The organism is Massilia niastensis DSM 21313, assembly GCF_000382345.1.
GTDB lineage: Bacteria > Pseudomonadota > Gammaproteobacteria > Burkholderiales > Burkholderiaceae_D > Telluria > Telluria niastensis.
Genome location: NZ_KB908082.1, coordinates 78124 through 96303, shown reverse-complemented (window position 1 = coordinate 96303; position 18180 = coordinate 78124). Strand labels below are relative to the sequence as shown.

Genomic DNA, 18180 nt, shown 5'->3' with positions numbered 1-18180 from the left:
CGTCCCGGCCGATGTGCGTCAGAAGTCGTAGCGCAGCGACAGCTTCAGCTGGCGGCCATCGCTCGGATAGATCCCGGAGCGGCAGCCGAAGGCGTTGCTGTAGTACTGGCGGTCGGCCAGGTTCAGCGCCGAGGCCGCGATTTCCCACGGGCCGATGCGGCGCGCATAGCGGGCGTCGATGGTCGTGAACGAGGGGATGCGCGTGCTGCAGCTGTTGTCGAAGTCGCCGCCGTTGCGCTGGCGGTCGACCCACTGGGCGCCGATGTCGGCGCTGTGGCCGTTGCCCGGCGCCCAGGCCAGGCGCGCGGTGAGCACGTGCTTCGGCACCAGGACCATGTCGCGGCCGGCGTTCGGGCCGTCGGTGAACTCGGCCTGCACGTACTGCCACTGGCCGGTGACGCGCCAGCTGCGCGCGAACGTCGCATGCCCTTCGACTTCCACGCCCTGGCGGCGGGTCGGGTCGAGGTTGGTGTTGGCGCCCCAGCCGATGGTCGGGTCGTAGAAGATCTCGTTGCGCAGGCGGTGGCGGAACAGGCGCGCTGTTGCCTGGCGCGCCGCGTCGCCGGCGGTGAGGCCCAGCTCGAGGTCGCGCGAGGTTTGCGGCTCGATCAGTTCCGGACCCGAGCGCAGGCTGTTCTCGTCCACGTTGGCGACGCGGTAGCTGCGGCCGGCCTTGGCGAACAGGGTCACCTGCGGCAGCACGTCGATGCTGCCTTCCAGGCTCCAGGCATTGAGCGACTGCGAACGGCTTTCGTCGACCACCGGCGGGAAGGCCAGCGGGTCGGCGTAGTCCTTGTCGAATTTCTCGTGGCGCGCGCCCAGCGCCAGGCGCGCATTGTGCGGCGCGTTCCAGCGCAGTTCGTCGCGCACGTAGATCGCCTTCGAATCCTGGCGCGCATCGCCCAGCGAAAAGTCGGACGTCGTTGCACGGTCCCAGCGGATCAGGTCGATGCCGGCCACCAGTTCGTTGCGCTTGTCGCCGAGCTCCATGGCGTGGCGCAGGCGCGGCGAGAACTGGGTCTGCTTCGCCTCGTAGGCCAGGCGCGACAGCGTCTCGCCGCCCGCGCCCTGGAAGAAGTAATTGGCCGTCAGGTCGCGCCGGCGGTGCGACAGCTCGGCGGCCAGGTCGAAGGCGCCGACGCGCTGCTCGACGAAGGCGCTGACGCGGTCGGTGTCGAGCGTGCCGAAGTCCCTCGGCGTGCGGGTCTGGCGCGGATCGGCGAGGAATTGCGCCTCGGTCAGCGAACCCGGGAACTGCGAATCCGAGCGCGCGCTCTCCACGCGCACGCCGGCGCGGGCGTTCGGGGCGTACGCGTACTGGACGCCGGCGCTGGCCGTCTTCTGCTTGTATTCGCTGTTGTCGCGGAAGCCGTCGCTGCCGCGGTCGGCCACGGCGGCGTCGAAGGACCAGGGACCGGCGCCATGGGCCAGCGAGGCGCGCAGGTCGTGCTGGTCGAAGCGGCCGGCCTCGAGGAACACCGAGCCCCTGGTGCCGGGCTTGCCGGCCTTGCCGGCGCGGCCGGTGATGATGTGGATCACGCCGCCGGTCGCGCCCTCGCCGTACAGCACGCTGCTGCCGCCGCGCGTGATCTCGATGCGCTCGACGGTGTCGACCGGGATGCTCGACAGGCTGGCATTCGCCAGTTCGTTCTCGTTCAGGCGCACGCCGTCGACCATGATGACCAGGTTCTGCGCGCTATTCGAACCGAAGCCGCGCAGGTCGAGCGCGAAGTCGGGCGAGGCGTCCAGGCTCTGGCGCCCGAACACGCCGCCGATCTTGCGGATCGCCTGGTTGACGTCGGTGGCGCCGGCGCTGCGGATCTGCTCGGCCGTGATGACGGTGGCGCCGATCGGCGCCTGGACGGCGGTGGCTGGGAAGCGCGCACCGGTGATGAAGACGGAAGGCAGGCTGTCCTGGGCCAGTGCCTGGGCGGCAACGGCGGACAGGGACAGGGCGCAGGCCAGGGCGAGCGGCTTGAAGGCCGGCGCGCTGCGCGGTACAGCAGCAAAGTTCATGATGGATTCGTTCTCGAAAAAAGCCACCGGCCTGCGTCCCCGCACACCGGAGTCAACGGAGACGCGATGCGCGTCTCCACCTGTCTGGCCGGTATCCGGGCTTGCAAGACGGACCGCCTCACCTTCCTATGCGCGCGCACAGTGGTTGTCGAGGGGGCCTGCCGCTCGTCGAGCGACGCTTGTTGACCGTTGCGGGGGCAGCACACCATGGCGGCAGCGCGCAGCGCTGTCGCCTCGTGTTTCCCGTTTAACTGCGCACGCGGGGAGCGTGCGCGGGCACCAGAACGGGGTGATTATAACCTGACAAGGGTGCCGGCGTTCCCGGCAGGGGCCGGCAGGGGCCGGCAGGGGCCGGCAGGGGCCGGCAAGGCGCGGGAGGATCGGCTACCATGGACCTTTCCCGGTATTCCAAGGACGGATCATGGCGCGCTTACCCACCTACTTCGTGTCGCACGGCGGCGGTCCCTGGCCGTGGATGAGGGAACAGACCGGCCCGGCGTACGACAAGCTGGCCGCCTCGCTGGCGGCGATGCGGATCGAGGCTGGCGATGCCGTGCGTGCGGTGCTGGTCGTGACCAGCCACTGGGAAGCGCCGCGCTTCATGCTGTCCTCGGGCGCGGCGCCGGGCATGATCTACGACTATGGCGGCTTCCCGCCGCACACCTACCAGGTGCGCTATCCGGCGCCTGGCGATCCGGCGCTGGCGCAGCGCGTCGCCGGCCTGCTGGAAGCGGCCGGGCACGAGGCCGGGCTCGATGCGGAGCGCGGCTTCGACCACGGGACCTTCTCGATGCTGTATCCCGTGTATCCGGAAGCGCGCATGCCGGTGGTGCAGCTGTCGCTGCGCCAGGACCTCGACCCGGCGGCCCACATCGACGCCGGGCGGGCGCTGGCGCCGCTGCGCGACGAGGGGATCCTGATCATCGGCAGCGGACTGTCCTTCCATAACCTGCGCCAGTTCGGACCGGCGGGAAGGACGGCGTCGCATGCGTTCGACGGCTGGCTGCAGCATGTCCTGCTCGACCTGGATCCGGCCGCGCGCGAACAGGCATTGCTGCACTGGGACGAGGCGCCGCAGGCGCGTGCGGCGCATCCGCGCGAGGAGCACCTGATTCCGCTGATGGTGGCGCTGGGGGCGGCCGGGCATGAGGCGGCCGCCTGCGTGTATCACGAGGATGCGTTCTTCGGGAGCCTGGCGGTGTCGAGCTTCCAGTTCGGGACGCCGGCGTAACCCGGGCGTCGCTGCGCTTCCGGCGGGCCTGGATCAGGTCCCGCGCTTGCCGCGCGCCGCCAGTTCGGCCTTTTCCGCCGCCTTCTCGGCCGCGATACGCGCCTTCTCGGCCATCTCGGCCGCGTGCTTCGCCAGGGCCGCCGCGCGCGTGTCCGGCGTCTCCAGGCTGATCCGCCCCAGCGCGCCGTGGCGATAGTCGTGCAGCAGCGTGTGCGCCGCCTTCTCGTAGTCGTACTCGCCGCCGCGCACGCGGAAACCGCGCCGCGCCGCGACTCCCTCGATCACGGACACGCCGTCCATGCCTTCGGTCTTGAAGCCGTAGCGCGCCGTCAGCAGGTGCGGGTAGCGCTCCAGCAGCAGGGTGCCGAGGAATTCGGCCACCTCTTCCTCGACCAGCGCGTTCGAGCCGATCGCGTGGCTGGCCGCCAGCATCAGGCCGTCGCTCGCCATCGCGATCTTCGGCCACAGCATGCCCGGGGTGTCGACCAGCACCACGTTCTTGTTCAGGTACAGGCGCTGCTGGACCTTGGTGACCGCCGGCTCGTCGCCGACCTTGGCCACGCGCTTCTTCAGCAGCGCGTTCATCAGGGTCGACTTGCCCACGTTCGGGATGCCCATGATCATGAGGCGCAGCGGCTTGGTCGGCACGCCGCGGTGCGGCGCCAGCGACAGGGCCAGGTCCGGGATGCGCGCCACGTCGCCCGGCTTCTTGGTCGTCATCGGGTAGGCGGTCACGCCCTCCTGGGCGTCATAGTAGGCTTTCCAGGCCGCGGTCGCGACCGGGTCGGCCAGGTCGATCTTGTTCAGGATCTTCAGGCAGGGACGCTGGCGGAACTTGCGCAATTCCTCCACCAGCGGATTGCAGCTCGCCTCGGGCAGGCGCGCATCGAGGACCTCGACCACCAGGTCGATGTTTTCCATCTGCTCGGCCGCTTCCTTCTTGGCCAGGTTCATGTGGCCCGGGAACCATTGTATCGACATGCTTTGCTCTCTTCATCTTGCGTTCAAGGCGCTATTTTACGCTGGCGCCGGGTCGGTCACGAAGCTTGCTCTCCAGCGGCCCGCTTGTTGCAACGAATCGTTGACATAAAGCAAAATTGCGTTCCATCCTGCAAGCACACTAGCGGTTCCGCCCGTCGGGCGCCATACCAGGAGAGGAAACGATGCGCGCAGTGACCAGGAAAACGATCGTGCAATGGCTGGGCTTTGGCGCGCTGTGCGGGGTGGTCGCGCTCTCCATCGCGCTCGACTGCTTCCCCCTGCTGGTCGGCTGAGGCCGCGGCCGGCCCCTTCCCGGCCCGGCAAGCACGCTTCCGTAGCGGCGCCTGCAACAAGGATGACATATTTGCGGAGCACACTCATCGCCAGCAAGACAATCACGAGGAGACGACAGATGCGAGTGCGTGAACGGTGCCGGACGTCCCTGGCCCGGTGGTGGGGGGTCGGCCTGCTGTGCGGGGCGATCGTGACGTCCATGCTGGTCGACCGGCTGCCGCTGCTGCCGGTCTGATGGAAAGCGCCGGCCCCCGCGGGAGCCGGCGCCAGGCTCAGCGCGGTGCCGCGCAGGCGCTCGGGGGCAGTGGCGCTTCCGGATCGAAGGCCGCCAGCCGGGCGCGGGCGGCATTGCGGTCCTTCGCATACTCGGTCAGGTAGCGGCTGCGCTCCTCGCTCTGCCATTCCTCGTCCGAGATCCCCTTCAGCGAGCCGGTCTTGCTGGCGAATACCCTGCCCTCCAGGCGCGGCATCAGGAGCCGGTCGGGATCGAGGTTTTCGCGCAGCAGGTAGCCCTCGACGTCGCGCAGCACCAGCGGCAGCTGCGGCGCCCCGTCGTGCATCAGCTTGCCGAACACGGTCAGCTTGACGTCCTGCGGTCCCGGCCCCAGCAGGTCGTTGAAGGTCGCCAGCGCGAACGGCCTGCCGCGCGCGTCGTCGACCCGGCCGCTGACGATGTAGCGTCCCGGCTGGCGCACCTCGGCGCGCAGGTAGAACTGCAGCGAACCGTCCTCGGTCGCTTCGCGCACCTGGCCGGTCCAGACCGCCGGCAGGGTCGGCGTGTAGACCACGTCGAACAGCACGAAGCCGCTGCGCCCGCCCGCGTTGTAGCGCACTTCGGTGCGGATGGTGCCGTGGAAGCCCGCCAGCCCGCCCTGCGCCGGCGACAGCACGGCGGTGAAGGTACCGTCGCCCGCGACCGGATCGGCGCCGCCGCCGTCGTCGGCGAACGCCAGGCTGACCTGCGGCGTGGGCCGGCTGTCGCCATAGGTCATGCCCTGCGCCACCGCGCGCGTGATCACCAGCGGCACCACCTGTCCCTGCGCATCCACCGTCCGCAAGGTGAAGGCGACGCCTTCGCCGGCCGCCAGGTAGACCCGCGACTGCGAGCTCTGGAGCAGCACATCGGCGCTGCTCTTGCCGCCCTCGAGGCGCATCGGGTTCATCTCGGCGATCGGCTGGTTCGGATGGATCTGGTCCGCATGCTGGGCGGCCGGGCGCGACGCGTGCGGATACCTGGTCCCTTCGAGATAGCTGCAATAGGTGTGGTCGGTCAGCTTGACCTGCTCGACCAGCTGGCGGCGCTGCTCGGCGCGCGTGTCCGGCGCCGGCAGGCCGCCCTCATTGGCCTGCCGGCCGAAGAACTGCGGCCCGGACGGCGGCGGCGGGGCCGCGGCCGGACCGGCCGGGGCGCCGTCGCCGCGCGCCAGGTAGAGCCCGAGCGCGGCCAGCGCGGCCAGCACCAGCGCGCCCAGCCCGGCAGGCAGGGCATGGCGGCGCCAGCCGCGCCGGGCGTGGGTGTTGTCAGGCTCAGTAGGCACTGTTGACTACCGCAGTGCGCACGACGCCGACGATGCCGCCCCAGTTGCCGTTGGCGTAGTGGTTGTAGGCTTCGCCGTCGTCGCGGAACGCGACCGAGTGGTAGCTCCACTTGGCGCCGCCGCCTTCGTTGGCGGTGCTGCCCAGGGTCAGGTCGTTGCAGAACCAGTCGCCCGGGTTGCAGTAGGAACCGCCCGCGCTGCCGGCCACGCCGCCGGTGCTGTGGTAGGCCACGGCCTCGTCGTCCTGGCCCGGCAGGATGCCCGAGTAGGCGGTGCCCCTGGCGCCGGCGTACATGTAGAACCAGACGTTGCGGGTGGTGTTGTGGTTGTACATGGCGCGCGCGGTGGTGGTCTTCAGGTCCTGCACCAGGGGCTCGGAGGTGGTCCAGGAACCGGCGTCGGACAGCTCGGAGCCGCCGCCGGCGCCCGAGGCGGCGCGCACCCACTTGATGTTCCAGCCGGTCTGGGTGCCGCCGTCCGCGGCGCCGCACACGCCGCTCGCATTCGGCGTCGGGTTCTTCTTCTGGCGCGCGGAACCGCCGTAGTTGGCCAGCGTATAGCCGAGCATCAGGTCGCCGGCGCTATGGGTGGCGATGTAGCACCAGTTGGTCCCGGTGCAGAAGCAGTCGAGCGCGTCGCGCACCTTGCCGCTCTGCGAGGCGATGCTGCTGCGGCCGTCCCAGTTGACGGCCTTCTTGTTGACCCCGGCGGCGGTGCCGGACGGGCCCCAGTAGGCGAAGTCGTTGTAGTTGCCGATCGCCCCGCCGCCGGTGCGGCCGTTGATCCAGAGCGTGTAGTTGGCGGCAGCCGCCAGGGTCGAAGCGAAAAGCAGGCACAGCGCGCACAGCATGCGGACTTGTCTCACTGTCTTCTCCTTGAGGATGGTTGCGCCGGGGTGTCCGGCGAGCCTTTTTATGGCTGAGAAAGACTGTATTCTTGACATGCAGACGTGTCAAACCGCATACCGGGGGCGTGTTGCCGGTATGTGTCGCGGGTAGCGCGTGCATGGGAGACAGGATGCCAGATGTGGACGGGAACACTGCCTGCGGCACTGTTCCCGTCCGGCTGCCCGCTTGCGGTGCTCACCTGGCATTCGCGACGACCCCGAGGCGCATGACGCCCACGATGCCGCCCCAGTTCCCGTTGATATAGTGGTTGTAGTTCTCGCCGTCGTCACGGAACTGGACAGTGTGATTGCTCCACTTCACGCTGCCGCCCTGGTTGGGGGCCTCGCCCAGGGTCAGGTCGTTGCAGAACCAGTCGCCCGGGTTGCACAGCGAGCGGCCCGCGTTGCCGGCCACGCCGCCGCTGCTGTGGTAGGCCATGACCTCGTCGTCCTGGCCGGGCAGGATGCCCGAATAGAGCGTGCCCCTGGCGCCGGCGAACATGTAGAACCGGATGTTGTGGGTGTTGTTATGGTCGTACATGGCGCGCGCCGTGGTGGTCTTCAGGTCCTGCACCAGCGGTGCGGAGGTGGTCCAGGCGCCGATGTCGGCCAGCTCGCTGCCGCCGGCCGAACCGGCCGCGACGAACACCCACTTGATGTTCCAGCCGGTCTGGCTCTCGGTGCGGATGGCGCCGCACACGCCGCTCGAATTCGGAATGGCGTTCTTGCGCGGGCGCGTCGAACCGCCGTAGTTGGCCAGCGTGTAGCCGAGCAGCAGGTCGCCGGCGCTGTAGGTGGCGATGTAGCACCAGTTGGGGCCGGTGCAGTAGCAGTCGAGCGCGTTGCGCACCGTTTCGCTCTGCGAGGCGATGCTGCTGCGGCCGTCCCAGTTGACGGCCTTCTTGGCGACGCCGGCGGGGGTCGAGACCGGGCCCCAGTAGGCGAAGTCGTTGTAGTTGCCGATCCTGCCGGCGGCGCCGCCGTCGACGCGGCCGTTGATCCAGAGCGTAAAGTTGACGGCGGACGCCAGGCCCGAGGCGAGCAGCAGGCAGAGCGCGCACAGGGTGCGGATGGATTTCACGATGTTCTCCCTCATTCTGGTTGCGCCGGACGGTCGGCTGGCCTTTTTTCGGGCTGAAAATCGACTGTATGCTTGGCTTGCGAAGGTGTCAAAGCACGCCGGTTTACGTGTAGCGTTTTGGTGTCATCGGTATGTTCGTGCAGTGCGCCAGGCCGATCCCGCGACGGCTATGCATTTCCACGACAGGTGTCACAAAAAGATTGACAAAGAATTATTAGATGTAAATACTGAATCTTGCCCCGATAAGTCGGCCGCTGCGCGCGGACGGAATCCTCGGAATCCTCGGAATCCTTATACGCTCGAAACGGCCCCCGATCACCATGAACCGGACAGCTGCGTCCCGGGAACCCAAGCGAGGTGGATATGTCGCCGCACACAGATCAAGGCGCGAAGAAGGCCCAGGAACCGAAGGCCCCGGAACTCGAAATCTCCGTGTCGCAATCGGGGGGATTGTCCGCTGCCGAAGGCGGCATCACCGAGCGGGCAAAGGACGCGTTCACCTCGCTCGGCGACCTTCTTTCGGACGCGATTGCGCCGCTGCGCGCCAAGCTCAGCGACACCGCGGCATCCGCGGACGAGGTGGAGATCAGGCTCGACCTTGCCATGAAAGCCGGGGGCAAGTGGGTGGTCATGTCGATGGAAGGCGCGGCCACGGTATCCATCAAGCTGGTCTGGAAAAAGAAGTAGTTCCCCGCGGGAGGCAGCGATGTGCAGCTTCGTTCCCGGCCAGGCGGTGGCGATCGGTCCAGCCTACGCCCTGCAGGAAATCGGCAGGGATCTCCCTGGAGAGCTGGGACCGGTGGAGCCCCTGGTCAGCGAAGATGCCGGCACAAAGTCCGACAGCAAACTGGCCCGGCTCGCGACCGTCGTCCTGCGCACCGAGCCCGGCCTCGAGATCCATGCGGTGAGCCGCATGAGCGCCCGCCTTGCCAGGTATATCGAGAGCAGGGAGGCGGCCGTCGATGTGAACCACCTGCTTCCGCTGTCGGCCGAATCGGTATTCGGCCGGCTCGGCGCCCGCCTGTCCGGGCTGTTCGACCACCGGTCCGAAGCGGCTGGCACCAGGCACCCGCTTCCGGCGCCGGCCAGGACGGCGCTCCTGGCCGATACGCTGCGCCTGTCCCCGTTCGCCACACGCGAGGCGAGCGCCATTCGTACCCTGCTCAGGAACCGGCTCGGTCCGTCGCCGCAGGCGCACAAGGTGGCCATCCTGGACAGCGGGCTGTCGAGCGACTACACAGGGCATCGGCCAATCCGCTTCCTCGATTATGCGAACGCCGGCCGGCTGCTGCGCGACGCGGAGCGCTCCGATGCCTCGGGCCATGGGACGCGCGTCGCGAGCATCCTCGACCGCATCCTGCCAAGAGCGGTGGCGCTCACTGTCGGCCGCCTTCCCGCCGAACCGGCGCACCTGACGGCGCTCACGATCGCACGGGCGCTGGGAGATATCGTCGTGCGCGAGGCGCCCGACGTCGTCAACCTCAGCGTCGCGCTTCGAAACGACTGGTTCGTCTGCCCCCATTGCAGGCAGCGCGTCCCGGCGCCCACCCTCCTGTCGAGCTTGTTACCCCTGGTCATCCGCCTGGCCGGCAGCAGCGCGCCATGCACCCTGACCGTCATGGCGGCCGGCAACTCGGGACAGGCGCCGAACTCGCGCTGGCTGACCGAGGACGTCGAGACGCTGCTGTTCGCCGTTGCCGAAAACAGCCGCCGGGAAAGGGCGCGCTACTCGAGCATCCCGGACGGCCCGAATTGCGATTTGTTCTCGGTGGCGGCGTTCGGAGGAGACGATCCGGACGAAACCGGCGGGCAAGGCGTGTTCACGGACGGGACCTACGGCACGTCGTTCGCCGCCCCTTTCGTCTCCGCTTCCGCCTTGCTGGCCAAGAATCGCCTCGTTGCGGGCCGCGGGATGTCGCCGGAAATCGGGCGCATGGCCCAGGAACTGATCGAACGCGCCCGGCGCCGCCGGTGAGCAGGCACGCGCAGGGCGCTACTCCAGCTCCGCCAGCACCTTCAGGTGCGCCACCACGCTGCGCCCCAGCGCCGACAAGGCATACCCTCCCTCGAGGCAGCTGACGATGCGCCCGTTCGCATACTGCCTGGCCACCTCCATCACCTGGCGCGTGATCCACGCATAGTCGGCCTCGACCAGCCCGATCCCGCCCATGTCGTCGTCGCGGTGCCCGTCGAAGCCGGCCGAGACGAAGATCATCTGCGGCTTGAACGCATGCAGCGCCGGCAGCCAGTGCTCCTGCACCAGCTTGCGCACCGCCTCGCCGTTGCTGCACGCCGGCACCGGAACGTTCACGCTGGTGGCCGTGATCGGCTCCGGGTCGCTGTACGGATAGAACGGATGCTGGAAGAAGCTCGCCATCAGCACGCGCGGGTCGTTGCGGAAAGAGTCGGCGGTGCCGTTGCCGTGGTGGACGTCGAAATCGATGATCGCCACCCGCTCCAGCCCGTGCACCTCGAGCGCATGCAGCGCCGCGATCGCGACATTGTTGAACAGGCAGAAGCCCATCGGCTCGGTCGGGGTCGCGTGGTGGCCCGGCGGGCGCACCGAGCAGAAGGCGTTGTCGATCTCGCCGGCGATCACGGCGTCGGTCGCGGCCACCGCGGCCCCGGCCGCGCGCAGCGCCGCCCGGTAGCTGTCATGACAGAGCGAGGTATCGCCGTCGAGCGGATAGTAGTCGCCCGGCACGGCCGGCACGTGGTCGCGCACCAGCGCCAGCATGCCCGGCGTGTGGTTGCGCAGGATGTCCGCGGTGTCCGCCAGCGGCGCGCTGCGCTGCTCGATCAGGCCGTCGAGACGGGCCAGGATCAGCTGGTCGTCGATCGCCTGCAGGCGCGCCGGGGACTCCGGGTGCCAGCTGCCCATTTCGTGACGCAGGCAGTCCGGGTGGGTGTAAATTGCTGTGCTCATGTTGCTCTTGTCTCCGCCAGTGCTCATCCATATACACCCACAGCGCCGTTCTCGCATAGAATCTTCGGGAAGGCTTGTTGCTACAGGGTACAAGTCTATGGCGCTAATCTACCATGCCGGCGGCTCGCCCGGCATGGCCACCGACGCTCGATGAACCACCGGAACCCTTCACTATGTTCAATCAACTGCATGCCGCCGCGCGCCAGGTCAGCCAGGTGGTGATCGGCAAGGACCAGCAGGTGCGCCTGGCCATCACCTGCCTGCTGGCCGGCGGCCACCTGCTGCTCGAGGACCTGCCCGGGGTCGGCAAGACCACGCTGGCGCACGCGCTGGCGATCTCACTGGGCCTGAAGTTCAACCGGGTCCAGTTCACCAGCGACCTGTTGCCGGCCGACGTCGCCGGGATCTCGGTCTATGAGCGCGAACGCAACGAGTTCGTGTTCCACCCCGGCCCGATCTTCACCCAGGTGCTGCTGGCCGACGAGATCAACCGCGCCACGCCCAAGACCCAGTCCGGCCTGCTGGAAGCGATGGAGGAACACCAGGTCACGGCCGACGGCGTCACCCGCGCCCTGCCCGAACCCTTCTTCGTGATCGCGACCCAGAACCCGGCCAACCAGGTCGGCACCTTCCCGCTGCCCGAGTCGCAGCTGGACCGCTTCCTGATGTGCCTCTCGCTCGGCTACCCGGACGCCGCCGCCGAGCGCGCGCTGCTGATGGGCGAGGACCGGCGCGAGATGCTGCGCACCCTGCAGCCGGCGATGCAGCCCTCGGAACTGGCCGCGGCCCGGCGCGCGCTGCGCGAGATCCACGCCTCGAATGCGCTGGTGAGCTACGTGCAGGCGCTGGCCCAGGCCTCGCGCCAGAACGGCCTGTTCGCCGAGGGCCTGTCGCCGCGCGCCGCGATCGCGCTGCTGCAGGCGGGACGCGCCTGGGCCGCCCTCGAAGGGCGCGACCACGTGATCCCGGAAGACGTCCAGGCCGTGCTGGTGCCGGTCTGCGCGCACCGCCTGCGGCCGCTGAAGGCGGCGCACGGCACCGCGCTGGCCAGCCGCGACCTGGTGCTGCAGTTGCAGAAGTCCGTCGCGGTCTGATGGCGGTGGCGTTCAGAGGCTGGCTGCGCCGCACCACCGGCGCCTGGCTGCCGCGCAAGGGGACGCTCGACACCGGCGAGGTGCTGCTGAGCCAGCGGCGCGTGTTCATCCTGCCGACCCGCGCCGGGATCGGCTTCGCCGCGCTGCTGCTGGTGCTCCTGATCGGATCGGTGAACTACGCGCTGGGCCTGGGCTTCGCGCTGACCTTCACCGCGGTGTCCTGCGCCCTGGTCGACATGGTGTTCACCTACCGTAACCTGGCCCACCTGCGCCTGCAGCAGGGCCGCGTGGCGCCCGTGTTCGCCGGCCAGGAAGCGCAGTTCGAACTCCAGATCGCCAACCGCACGCGCCTGGCGCGCTACGGCATCTGGGCCGATTTCTCGGACCTGCCGGAGCCGCGCCACGTGACCGACGTCGCGCCCGCATCGAACGCCAGCGTGGTGCTCACCCTGCCGACCTCCAGGCGCGGCTGGCTGGCGCCGGCGCGCGTGAAGCTGTCCACCCGCTTTCCGCTCGGGCTGTTCCACGCCTGGAGCTACTGGCGCCCGGGCATGCGCGCCCTGGTCTACCCGCGCCCCGAGGACGGCGCCCCCGCGCTGCCGCTGCTGGGCAGCGCGGGCGACAATGCGCGCGCGGCCGGCAACGACGATTTCGCCGGCGTGCGCAACTACCAGGCCGGCGACTCGCCGCGCCAGCTGGCCTGGCGCCAGATCGCGCGCCTCGATCCCGCGCTCGGCGGCCAGCTGGTCACCAAGCATTTCGAAGGCGGCGGCGGGGACGACCTGGTGCTCGACTTCGACGCCCTGCCGGCCCGGCTCGACCTCGAATTGCGCCTGGCGCGCATGACGCGCTGGGTGCTGGACGCCGAGCAGCGCGCCCTGCCCTATGCCTTCCGCCTCGGGGCGCTGCGCTACGACGCCTCGCTCGGCGCGGCCCACCAGGCGGCCTGCCTGCGCGCGCTGGCCCTGTACGGCAGCGGAGAGTCCTCATGAAATCGCCGCGCGCCGCCTTCCGGTCGCTGCCGCGCGACAAGGCCGACACCATGCTGCTGCTGGCCAGCGCGCTGCTGGTGCTGGCGCCGCATGCGGCCCACCTGCCGCTGTGGGTGTCGCTGCTGTGCGGCGCGACCCTGGCCTGGCGCGCCGCGATCACCCTGCGCGGCAGGCGCATGCCCTCGGGCCTGGTGCTGCTGCCGATCGCGGCGGCCGCCATGGTCGGGGTCCAGTTCAGCTACAACACGCTGCTCGGGCGCGATGCCGGGGTGGCGATGCTGGTGCTGCTGGTCGCCTTCAAGATGCTGGAAATGCATGCGCGGCGCGACCTGTACGTGGTGATCTTCCTGTGCTTCTTCCTGGTCCTGACCAACTTCTTCTATTCGCAGGGCATCGTCACCGCGCTCCTGATGCTGGTCTCGGTGCTGGCGCTGCTGACCACCCAGCTGTCGTTCCAGTTCACCGGCAGCGTGCCGAAGCTGGGAGCGCGCCTGGCGATCAGCGCGCGCATGCTGCTGCTGGCCGCGCCGCTGGCCCTGGTCCTGTTCGTCGTGTTCCCGCGCATTCACGGGCCGCTGTGGGGCGGGGGCGGACAGGACAACAGCGGCGGACGCGCCGGCCTGTCCGACCAGATGGCCCCGGGCCTGGTGTCGAGCCTGGCGATGTCGGACGACCCGGCCTTCCGCGTGCGCTTCACCGGACCGGCACCCGAGCAGGCGCGCCTGTACTGGCGCGGGCCGGTGCTCGACGCCTTCGACGGCCTGACCTGGACCCGCGGCGGCGGCCGCATGCAGGACCGCGACCTGATGCGCCTGTCGGTCGGCGGCGCCGCGGTCGACTATGAAGTCACGCTCGAACCGTCGCAGGGACGCTGGATCTTCATGCTCGAGATGCCGGGCCGCCTGCCCGACGTGCCGGGCCGCGCGGTGCGCGTCTCGCCGCAGTTCGAACTGACCAGCGCCACCCCGCTGGCCGAACGGGTGCGCTACCGCGCGCGCGCGCACCTCGACTACGCGCTGCAGCGCGGCGCAACGCTGGACGACGCCGGCCGCTGGCTGCTGCTGCCCTATGGCTTCAACCCGCGCGCGCTGCAGGCCGGCATGGCGCTGCGCGCCGAAGGGGAACCGGCGCGCCGCGTCGACGCCGTGCTGCGCCTGTTCCGCGAGCAGCCCTTCGCCTACACGCTCGAGCCGCCGCTGCTGGGCCGCCACACGGTCGACGAATTCCTGTACCGCACCCGGTCCGGCTTCTGCGAGCATTACTCGGGCGCCTTCGTGTTCCTGATGCGCGCGGCCGGGGTGCCGGCGCGCGTGGTGACCGGCTACCAGGGCGGCGAGCTCAATCCGATCGACGGCTACATGACGGTGCGCCAGTCCGACGCCCATGCCTGGGCCGAGGTGTGGCTGGCCGGACGCGGCTGGGTGCGGGTCGACCCGACCGCCGCGGTGGCGCCGGAACGCGTGCAGCGCGGGCTGCGCGCCGCGGTCGAGATGCCGGCGCCGTTCGGCATCGACGCCTTCCGCGGGCTCGACGCCGGCGGCACTGCCTGGTTCGGCCAGCTGCGCAATGCCTTCGCCGCGGTCAATAACGGATGGAACCAGTGGGTGCTGAACTACTCGCCGGAACGCCAGCGCAATGTGATGCACAGCATTCAATCCAGCCTGCTCAACTGGCGCTTTGTCGCCGTGTTAATGGCTTGCTGTTTGATGTTGCTGCTCGCAGGAATTTTATTTCGCCGCAAGGAAATTAATCCGATCGATGCACTATACTGGTCTTTATGCAGGCGCCTGGGCCAGCTTGGCCTGGCACGTGCAGTGGACGAGGGGCCGAGCGCTTACGCGGCCCGGGTCGCGGCGAGCAGCCGCCTGGCGCCGCAGTCGCGCGAGGCCGCTGCCGAATTCCTGCGCAGGTATAGTCGCTGGCGCTATGCGCCGCCCCAGGCCGATCCCCGGCTGGCCGCAACATTGAAGAGCTTATTGTCGCAAGTCAGATGAAATCCTTAGTTCCCCTGTTTGCCGCGCTGGCGCTGGCAGTCGCAGCCCAAGGCGCTGCGCTGGCCTCCGTCAACGAGTCCCACGCGCGCGCCGCGCACGCGAAAGCCAGGCCGGGCGCCAAGGCAAAACCGGCAAAGTCCGCGAAAACCGCGAAGGCCGCGAAAGCCGCCAAGAAAAAACCCGTCGCCGCGAAGAAGGCGGCCAAGGTCCTGCCGGCGGCCGCGGCCGCCGCCGCCATCGATTACGATGGCGAACACGTCAACTTCCTGGAATGGCAGCCGGTGCGCGGCTTCATCGACGAGATGGTCGCCCAGCACGGTTTCGAACGCGCCGACCTCGAGACGCTGTTCGGCCAGGTGCGCTTCATCGATTCGGCGGTCCAGCTGGTCAAGCCGGCGCCGCCGGGCAAGCCGAAGAACTGGCAGGCCTACAGCGAGCGTTTCATCGAGCCGATCCGCATCGCCGCCGGCGTGCGCTTCTGGAACGAGAATGCCGAGGCGCTGGCGCGCGCCGAGGCCGCCTATGGCGTGCCGGCCGAAATCATCGTCGGCATCATCGGCGTGGAAACCATCTATGGCCGCGACACCGGGCGCTTCCGGGTCGTGGATACCCTGACCACCCTCGCCTTCGCCTATCCGGATACCCCGAACCGGGCCGCGCGCATGGACTTCTTCCGCAGCGAGCTGGCCAACACGCTGGTGCTGGCGCGCGAGCGCGGCATGGAGCCGCTGTCGCTGCTCGGCTCCTTCGCCGGTGCGGTCGGGATGCCGCAATTCATGCCCGGGAATATCCTGAAGTATGGCGTGGACTTCGACCGCGACGGCCAGGTCGACCTGCGCGGCTCGCCCGCGGATGCGATCGGCAGCGTCGCCAACTTCCTGGTCCAGCACGGCTGGAATGCCGAACACCGCGGTCCGCCCGTGTTCGCGGCCGACGTCTCGCCGAGCCGCACCTGGGAAAGCCTGCTTGGCCGCGGCCTGAGCGCCACCCTGCAGCCGGAAGAACTGCGCGCCGCCGGCGTCCTGACCGCCGCTTCCCTGCCGTCCGGGCCGCTGTACGGCCTGGTGGACCTGCAGAACGGCGCCGAGCCGACCGAGTACTGGGTCGCCAACGACAACTTCTTCGCGATCACCAAGTACAACCGCAGCTACTTCTATGCGATGTCGGTCGTGGAACTCGGCCGAGCGGTCCTTCTTTCACGGTCGACTTAATTATTGCCAAGCGGGAAACTTTGTAAGTCTTTGTAACTGGTTTCCCGCCTTTTCTCGCCGCAAATCTTAGCTCTGCGGCAACATACCCCCCAGGGGTATCCCTCCTCTTGTGCTCCGTTCTCAGCGGAAACACCTCTTCTCGCCTCATACCCCCCTTTTTCTTGCTTTCTAGGCAGCATACGCCATACTTGATTGCATGAAAAAATTGACGGCACTGCAGCATAAAATATACAAAAAACAATTATTTTTTCAGTGAGTTTGTGAGAGAATTGCATTGGGGCTATTGTTGCATTAAGACAACAATCCCGTGGCGAGACATTTATTCCGCATTGTTGACAAGTAACGGAATAGAAATAGTTGTACAATTGAATAGAAAATTACGAAATTAAATTTCCGGAATCGGTAGGCCGCCAGCGACTCCGTTCAACTCATATAGGAATTTGAATCATGACAAACCAAGTCGGCATTGATATGAACAGCGATTCGGAAGGCGACGAACTGCTGCAATACAACCCGAACCGCCTGCTGGACACGCTGATCGAGAACCTGCGCCTGAAGAACGACGCAGCGCTGTCGCGCGCCCTGGAAGTGGCTCCGCCGGTGATTTCGAAAATCCGCCACCACCGCCTGCCGGTCGGCGCTTCGCTGCTGATCCGCATGCATGAGGTGAGCGACCTGTCGATCCGCGACCTGCGCTACCTGATGGGCGATCGCCGTGCAAAGTTCCGCATCAGCGACAAGCAGTTCAAACCGAAGGAAGGCGCGGTTCCGGCTGCGCGCGACTAAGCAGGACTCTTTCCTGTCCCCGGACAGGATGCGGCCGGCGCATTGCGCGCCCGGCCGCGATGCGCGCACCGCCAGGTAGCGCGCATGTCACCCGTTGAGCCGCCGGCCGGCGCAAGGGGAATGGGCGCCGGCCACAGGGCCGGTGCAGGATGCTTGCCTCAAGCGGGGAACACGCCCGTCGACAGGTAGCGGTCGCCGCGGTCGCAGACGACGAACACGATCGTCGCGTTCTCCACGGTTTGCGAGATCCGCAACGCCACTTCGCAGGCGCCCGCCGCCGAAATCCCGCAGAAGATACCCTCTTCCGCCGCCAGGCGGCGCGCCATCTGCTCGGCCGCGGCCTGGCTGACGTTCTCGACCTGGTCCACGCGTGCGCGCTCGTAGATCTTCGGCAGGTAGGCTTCCGGCCACTTGCGGATGCCGGGAATCGACGAACCTTCCTCGGGCTGGGCGCCGACGATGCGGATCGCCTCGTTCTTCTCCTTCAGGTAGCGCGACACGCCCATGATGGTGCCGGTCGTGCCCATCGCGCTGACGAAGTGGGTGATGCGGCCTTCGGTGTCGCGCCAGATCTCGGGACCGGTGGTTTCGTAGTGGGCGCGCGGGTTGTCGAGGTTGGCGAACTGGTCGAGGATGATCCCCTGGCCATCCCTCTGCATCTGTTCGGCCATGTCGCGCGCGTACTCCATGCCGCCCGACTTCGGCGTCAGGATGATCTGGGCGCCGTAGGCGGCCATGCTCTGGCGGCGCTCGACCGACAGGTTGTCCGGCATCAGGAGCACCATCTTGTAGCCGCGGATCGCGGCGGCCATGGCCAGCGCGATGCCGGTGTTGCCGCTGGTCGCTTCGATCAGCGTGTCGCCCGGACGGATCTGGCCGCGCTCCTCGGCGCCGCGCAGCATCGACATGGCGGCGCGGTCCTTCACCGAGCCGGCGGGGTTATTGCCCTCGAGCTTGCCCAGGATGATGTTGTTACGCGCCGCTGCATCCGCGCCGGGCAGGCGCTGGAGCCGCACCAGCGGAGTGTTACCGATGGTGTCTTCGATGGTTTTATATGCCATTGATGCCATTGCTTTCTCTATTCTTTGCCGGATTCAAACCACCATTCTAATCCGAGAAGCAATGCCGCGTATGCAGGAGGCCCCGGGGA

At 68.3% G+C, this 18180-nt stretch carries 15 protein-coding genes and 1 riboswitch; of the genes, 8 read left to right on the top strand and 7 right to left on the bottom strand.

Annotation, left to right across the window (positions count from 1 at the left end; all coding sequences use genetic code 11):
* Positions 1 to 18: 18 nt before the first annotated feature.
* Positions 19 to 2016, bottom strand: a complete 1998-nt coding sequence (locus H162_RS0105940; RefSeq protein WP_026354285.1) for a TonB-dependent receptor family protein — start codon at positions 2014 to 2016, stop codon at positions 19 to 21.
* A gap of 69 nt (positions 2017 to 2085) precedes the next feature.
* Positions 2086 to 2315: riboswitch (cobalamin riboswitch) on the bottom strand.
* Between the two features lie 122 nt (positions 2316 to 2437).
* Here H162_RS0105940 and H162_RS0105935 point away from each other — a divergent pair.
* On the top strand, positions 2438 to 3247 hold the full coding sequence (locus H162_RS0105935) for a DODA-type extradiol aromatic ring-opening family dioxygenase (RefSeq protein WP_020652537.1): 810 nt from the start codon (positions 2438 to 2440) through the stop codon (positions 3245 to 3247).
* A 33-nt stretch (positions 3248 to 3280) separates the two neighbouring features.
* Here H162_RS0105935 and ylqF read toward each other — a convergent pair whose 3' ends face one another.
* The 4 genes from ylqF to H162_RS0105905 form a co-directional block, all read right to left on the bottom strand.
* The gene (ylqF, locus tag H162_RS0105930; protein WP_020652536.1) at positions 3281 to 4201 is read right to left on the bottom strand and encodes a ribosome biogenesis GTPase YlqF; all 921 of its coding nucleotides are present in this window, start codon (positions 4199 to 4201) and stop codon (positions 3281 to 3283) included.
* A 593-nt stretch (positions 4202 to 4794) separates the two neighbouring features.
* A complete protein-coding gene (locus H162_RS0105915) occupies positions 4795 to 6060 on the bottom strand; it encodes a choice-of-anchor X domain-containing protein (RefSeq protein ID WP_020652533.1) in 1266 nt (421 codons plus the stop codon).
* Complete coding sequence (locus H162_RS0105910) at positions 6050 to 6925, bottom strand: hypothetical protein (RefSeq protein ID WP_229451951.1); 876 nt, start codon at positions 6923 to 6925, stop codon at positions 6050 to 6052. The genes H162_RS0105915 and H162_RS0105910 overlap by 11 nt, the downstream gene beginning before the upstream one ends.
* A gap of 217 nt (positions 6926 to 7142) precedes the next feature.
* Positions 7143 to 8027, bottom strand: a complete 885-nt coding sequence (locus H162_RS0105905) for a hypothetical protein (protein WP_229451949.1) — start codon at positions 8025 to 8027, stop codon at positions 7143 to 7145.
* Between the two features lie 363 nt (positions 8028 to 8390).
* Between H162_RS0105905 and H162_RS0105900 the strand changes: the two genes are divergently transcribed.
* Together H162_RS0105900 and H162_RS0105895 are read left to right on the top strand one after the other, a co-directional pair.
* A complete protein-coding gene (locus H162_RS0105900; RefSeq protein ID WP_156885485.1) occupies positions 8391 to 8714 on the top strand; it encodes a CU044_2847 family protein in 324 nt (107 codons plus the stop codon).
* A 19-nt stretch (positions 8715 to 8733) separates the two neighbouring features.
* Positions 8734 to 10002, top strand: a complete 1269-nt coding sequence (locus H162_RS0105895; protein WP_020652529.1) for a S8 family serine peptidase — start codon at positions 8734 to 8736, stop codon at positions 10000 to 10002.
* Positions 10003 to 10020: 18 nt separating this feature from the next.
* Here H162_RS0105895 and H162_RS0105890 read toward each other — a convergent pair whose 3' ends face one another.
* Positions 10021 to 10953, bottom strand: coding sequence for a histone deacetylase family protein (locus tag H162_RS0105890; protein ID WP_026354283.1), 933 nt, complete (start codon positions 10951 to 10953; stop codon positions 10021 to 10023).
* A 173-nt stretch (positions 10954 to 11126) separates the two neighbouring features.
* Here H162_RS0105890 and H162_RS0105885 point away from each other — a divergent pair, with 173 nt between their 5' ends.
* The 5 genes from H162_RS0105885 (at position 11127) to H162_RS0105865 (ending at position 17030) form a co-directional block, all read left to right on the top strand.
* Complete coding sequence (locus tag H162_RS0105885) at positions 11127 to 12047, top strand: AAA family ATPase (RefSeq protein ID WP_020652527.1); 921 nt, start codon at positions 11127 to 11129, stop codon at positions 12045 to 12047.
* Complete coding sequence (locus tag H162_RS0105880) at positions 12047 to 13039, top strand: DUF58 domain-containing protein (RefSeq protein ID WP_020652526.1); 993 nt, start codon at positions 12047 to 12049, stop codon at positions 13037 to 13039. The genes H162_RS0105885 and H162_RS0105880 overlap by 1 nt, the downstream gene beginning before the upstream one ends.
* Complete coding sequence (locus H162_RS0105875; RefSeq protein ID WP_020652525.1) at positions 13036 to 15033, top strand: transglutaminase TgpA family protein; 1998 nt, start codon at positions 13036 to 13038, stop codon at positions 15031 to 15033. The genes H162_RS0105880 and H162_RS0105875 overlap by 4 nt, the downstream gene beginning before the upstream one ends.
* The gene (mltB, locus tag H162_RS0105870; RefSeq protein ID WP_020652524.1) at positions 15030 to 16244 is read left to right on the top strand and encodes a lytic murein transglycosylase B; all 1215 of its coding nucleotides are present in this window, start codon (positions 15030 to 15032) and stop codon (positions 16242 to 16244) included. The genes H162_RS0105875 and mltB overlap by 4 nt, the downstream gene beginning before the upstream one ends.
* Positions 16245 to 16691: 447 nt before the next feature.
* Positions 16692 to 17030 (top strand): hypothetical protein, encoded by a 339-nt coding sequence (locus H162_RS0105865; protein WP_026354282.1) that lies wholly within the window; start codon positions 16692 to 16694, stop codon positions 17028 to 17030.
* 158 nt (positions 17031 to 17188) lie between these two features.
* Here H162_RS0105865 and cysM read toward each other — a convergent pair whose 3' ends face one another.
* A complete protein-coding gene (cysM, locus tag H162_RS0105860; RefSeq protein WP_020652522.1) occupies positions 17189 to 18091 on the bottom strand; it encodes a cysteine synthase CysM in 903 nt (300 codons plus the stop codon).
* Positions 18092 to 18180: the final 89 nt, after the last annotated feature.

What these genes read in the sequence shown, in the direction of transcription:
- H162_RS0105940 (WP_026354285.1), bottom strand. Translation starts at nt 2,016, where the DNA reads ATGAACTTTGCTGCTGTACCGCGCAGCGCGCCGGCCTTCAAGCCGCTC.
- H162_RS0105935 (WP_020652537.1), top strand. Translation starts at nt 2,438, where the DNA reads ATGGCGCGCTTACCCACCTACTTCGTGTCGCACGGCGGCGGTCCCTGG.
- ylqF (WP_020652536.1), bottom strand. Translation starts at nt 4,201, where the DNA reads ATGAACCTGGCCAAGAAGGAAGCGGCCGAGCAGATGGAAAACATCGAC.
- H162_RS0105900 (WP_156885485.1), top strand. Translation starts at nt 8,391, where the DNA reads ATGTCGCCGCACACAGATCAAGGCGCGAAGAAGGCCCAGGAACCGAAG.
- H162_RS0105895 (WP_020652529.1), top strand. Translation starts at nt 8,734, where the DNA reads ATGTGCAGCTTCGTTCCCGGCCAGGCGGTGGCGATCGGTCCAGCCTAC.
- H162_RS0105890 (WP_026354283.1), bottom strand. Translation starts at nt 10,953, where the DNA reads ATGAGCACAGCAATTTACACCCACCCGGACTGCCTGCGTCACGAAATG.
- H162_RS0105885 (WP_020652527.1), top strand. Translation starts at nt 11,127, where the DNA reads ATGTTCAATCAACTGCATGCCGCCGCGCGCCAGGTCAGCCAGGTGGTG.
- H162_RS0105880 (WP_020652526.1), top strand. Translation starts at nt 12,047, where the DNA reads ATGGCGGTGGCGTTCAGAGGCTGGCTGCGCCGCACCACCGGCGCCTGG.
- H162_RS0105875 (WP_020652525.1), top strand. Translation starts at nt 13,036, where the DNA reads ATGAAATCGCCGCGCGCCGCCTTCCGGTCGCTGCCGCGCGACAAGGCC.
- mltB (WP_020652524.1), top strand. Translation starts at nt 15,030, where the DNA reads ATGAAATCCTTAGTTCCCCTGTTTGCCGCGCTGGCGCTGGCAGTCGCA.
- H162_RS0105865 (WP_026354282.1), top strand. Translation starts at nt 16,692, where the DNA reads ATGACAAACCAAGTCGGCATTGATATGAACAGCGATTCGGAAGGCGAC.
- cysM (WP_020652522.1), bottom strand. Translation starts at nt 18,091, where the DNA reads ATGGCATATAAAACCATCGAAGACACCATCGGTAACACTCCGCTGGTG.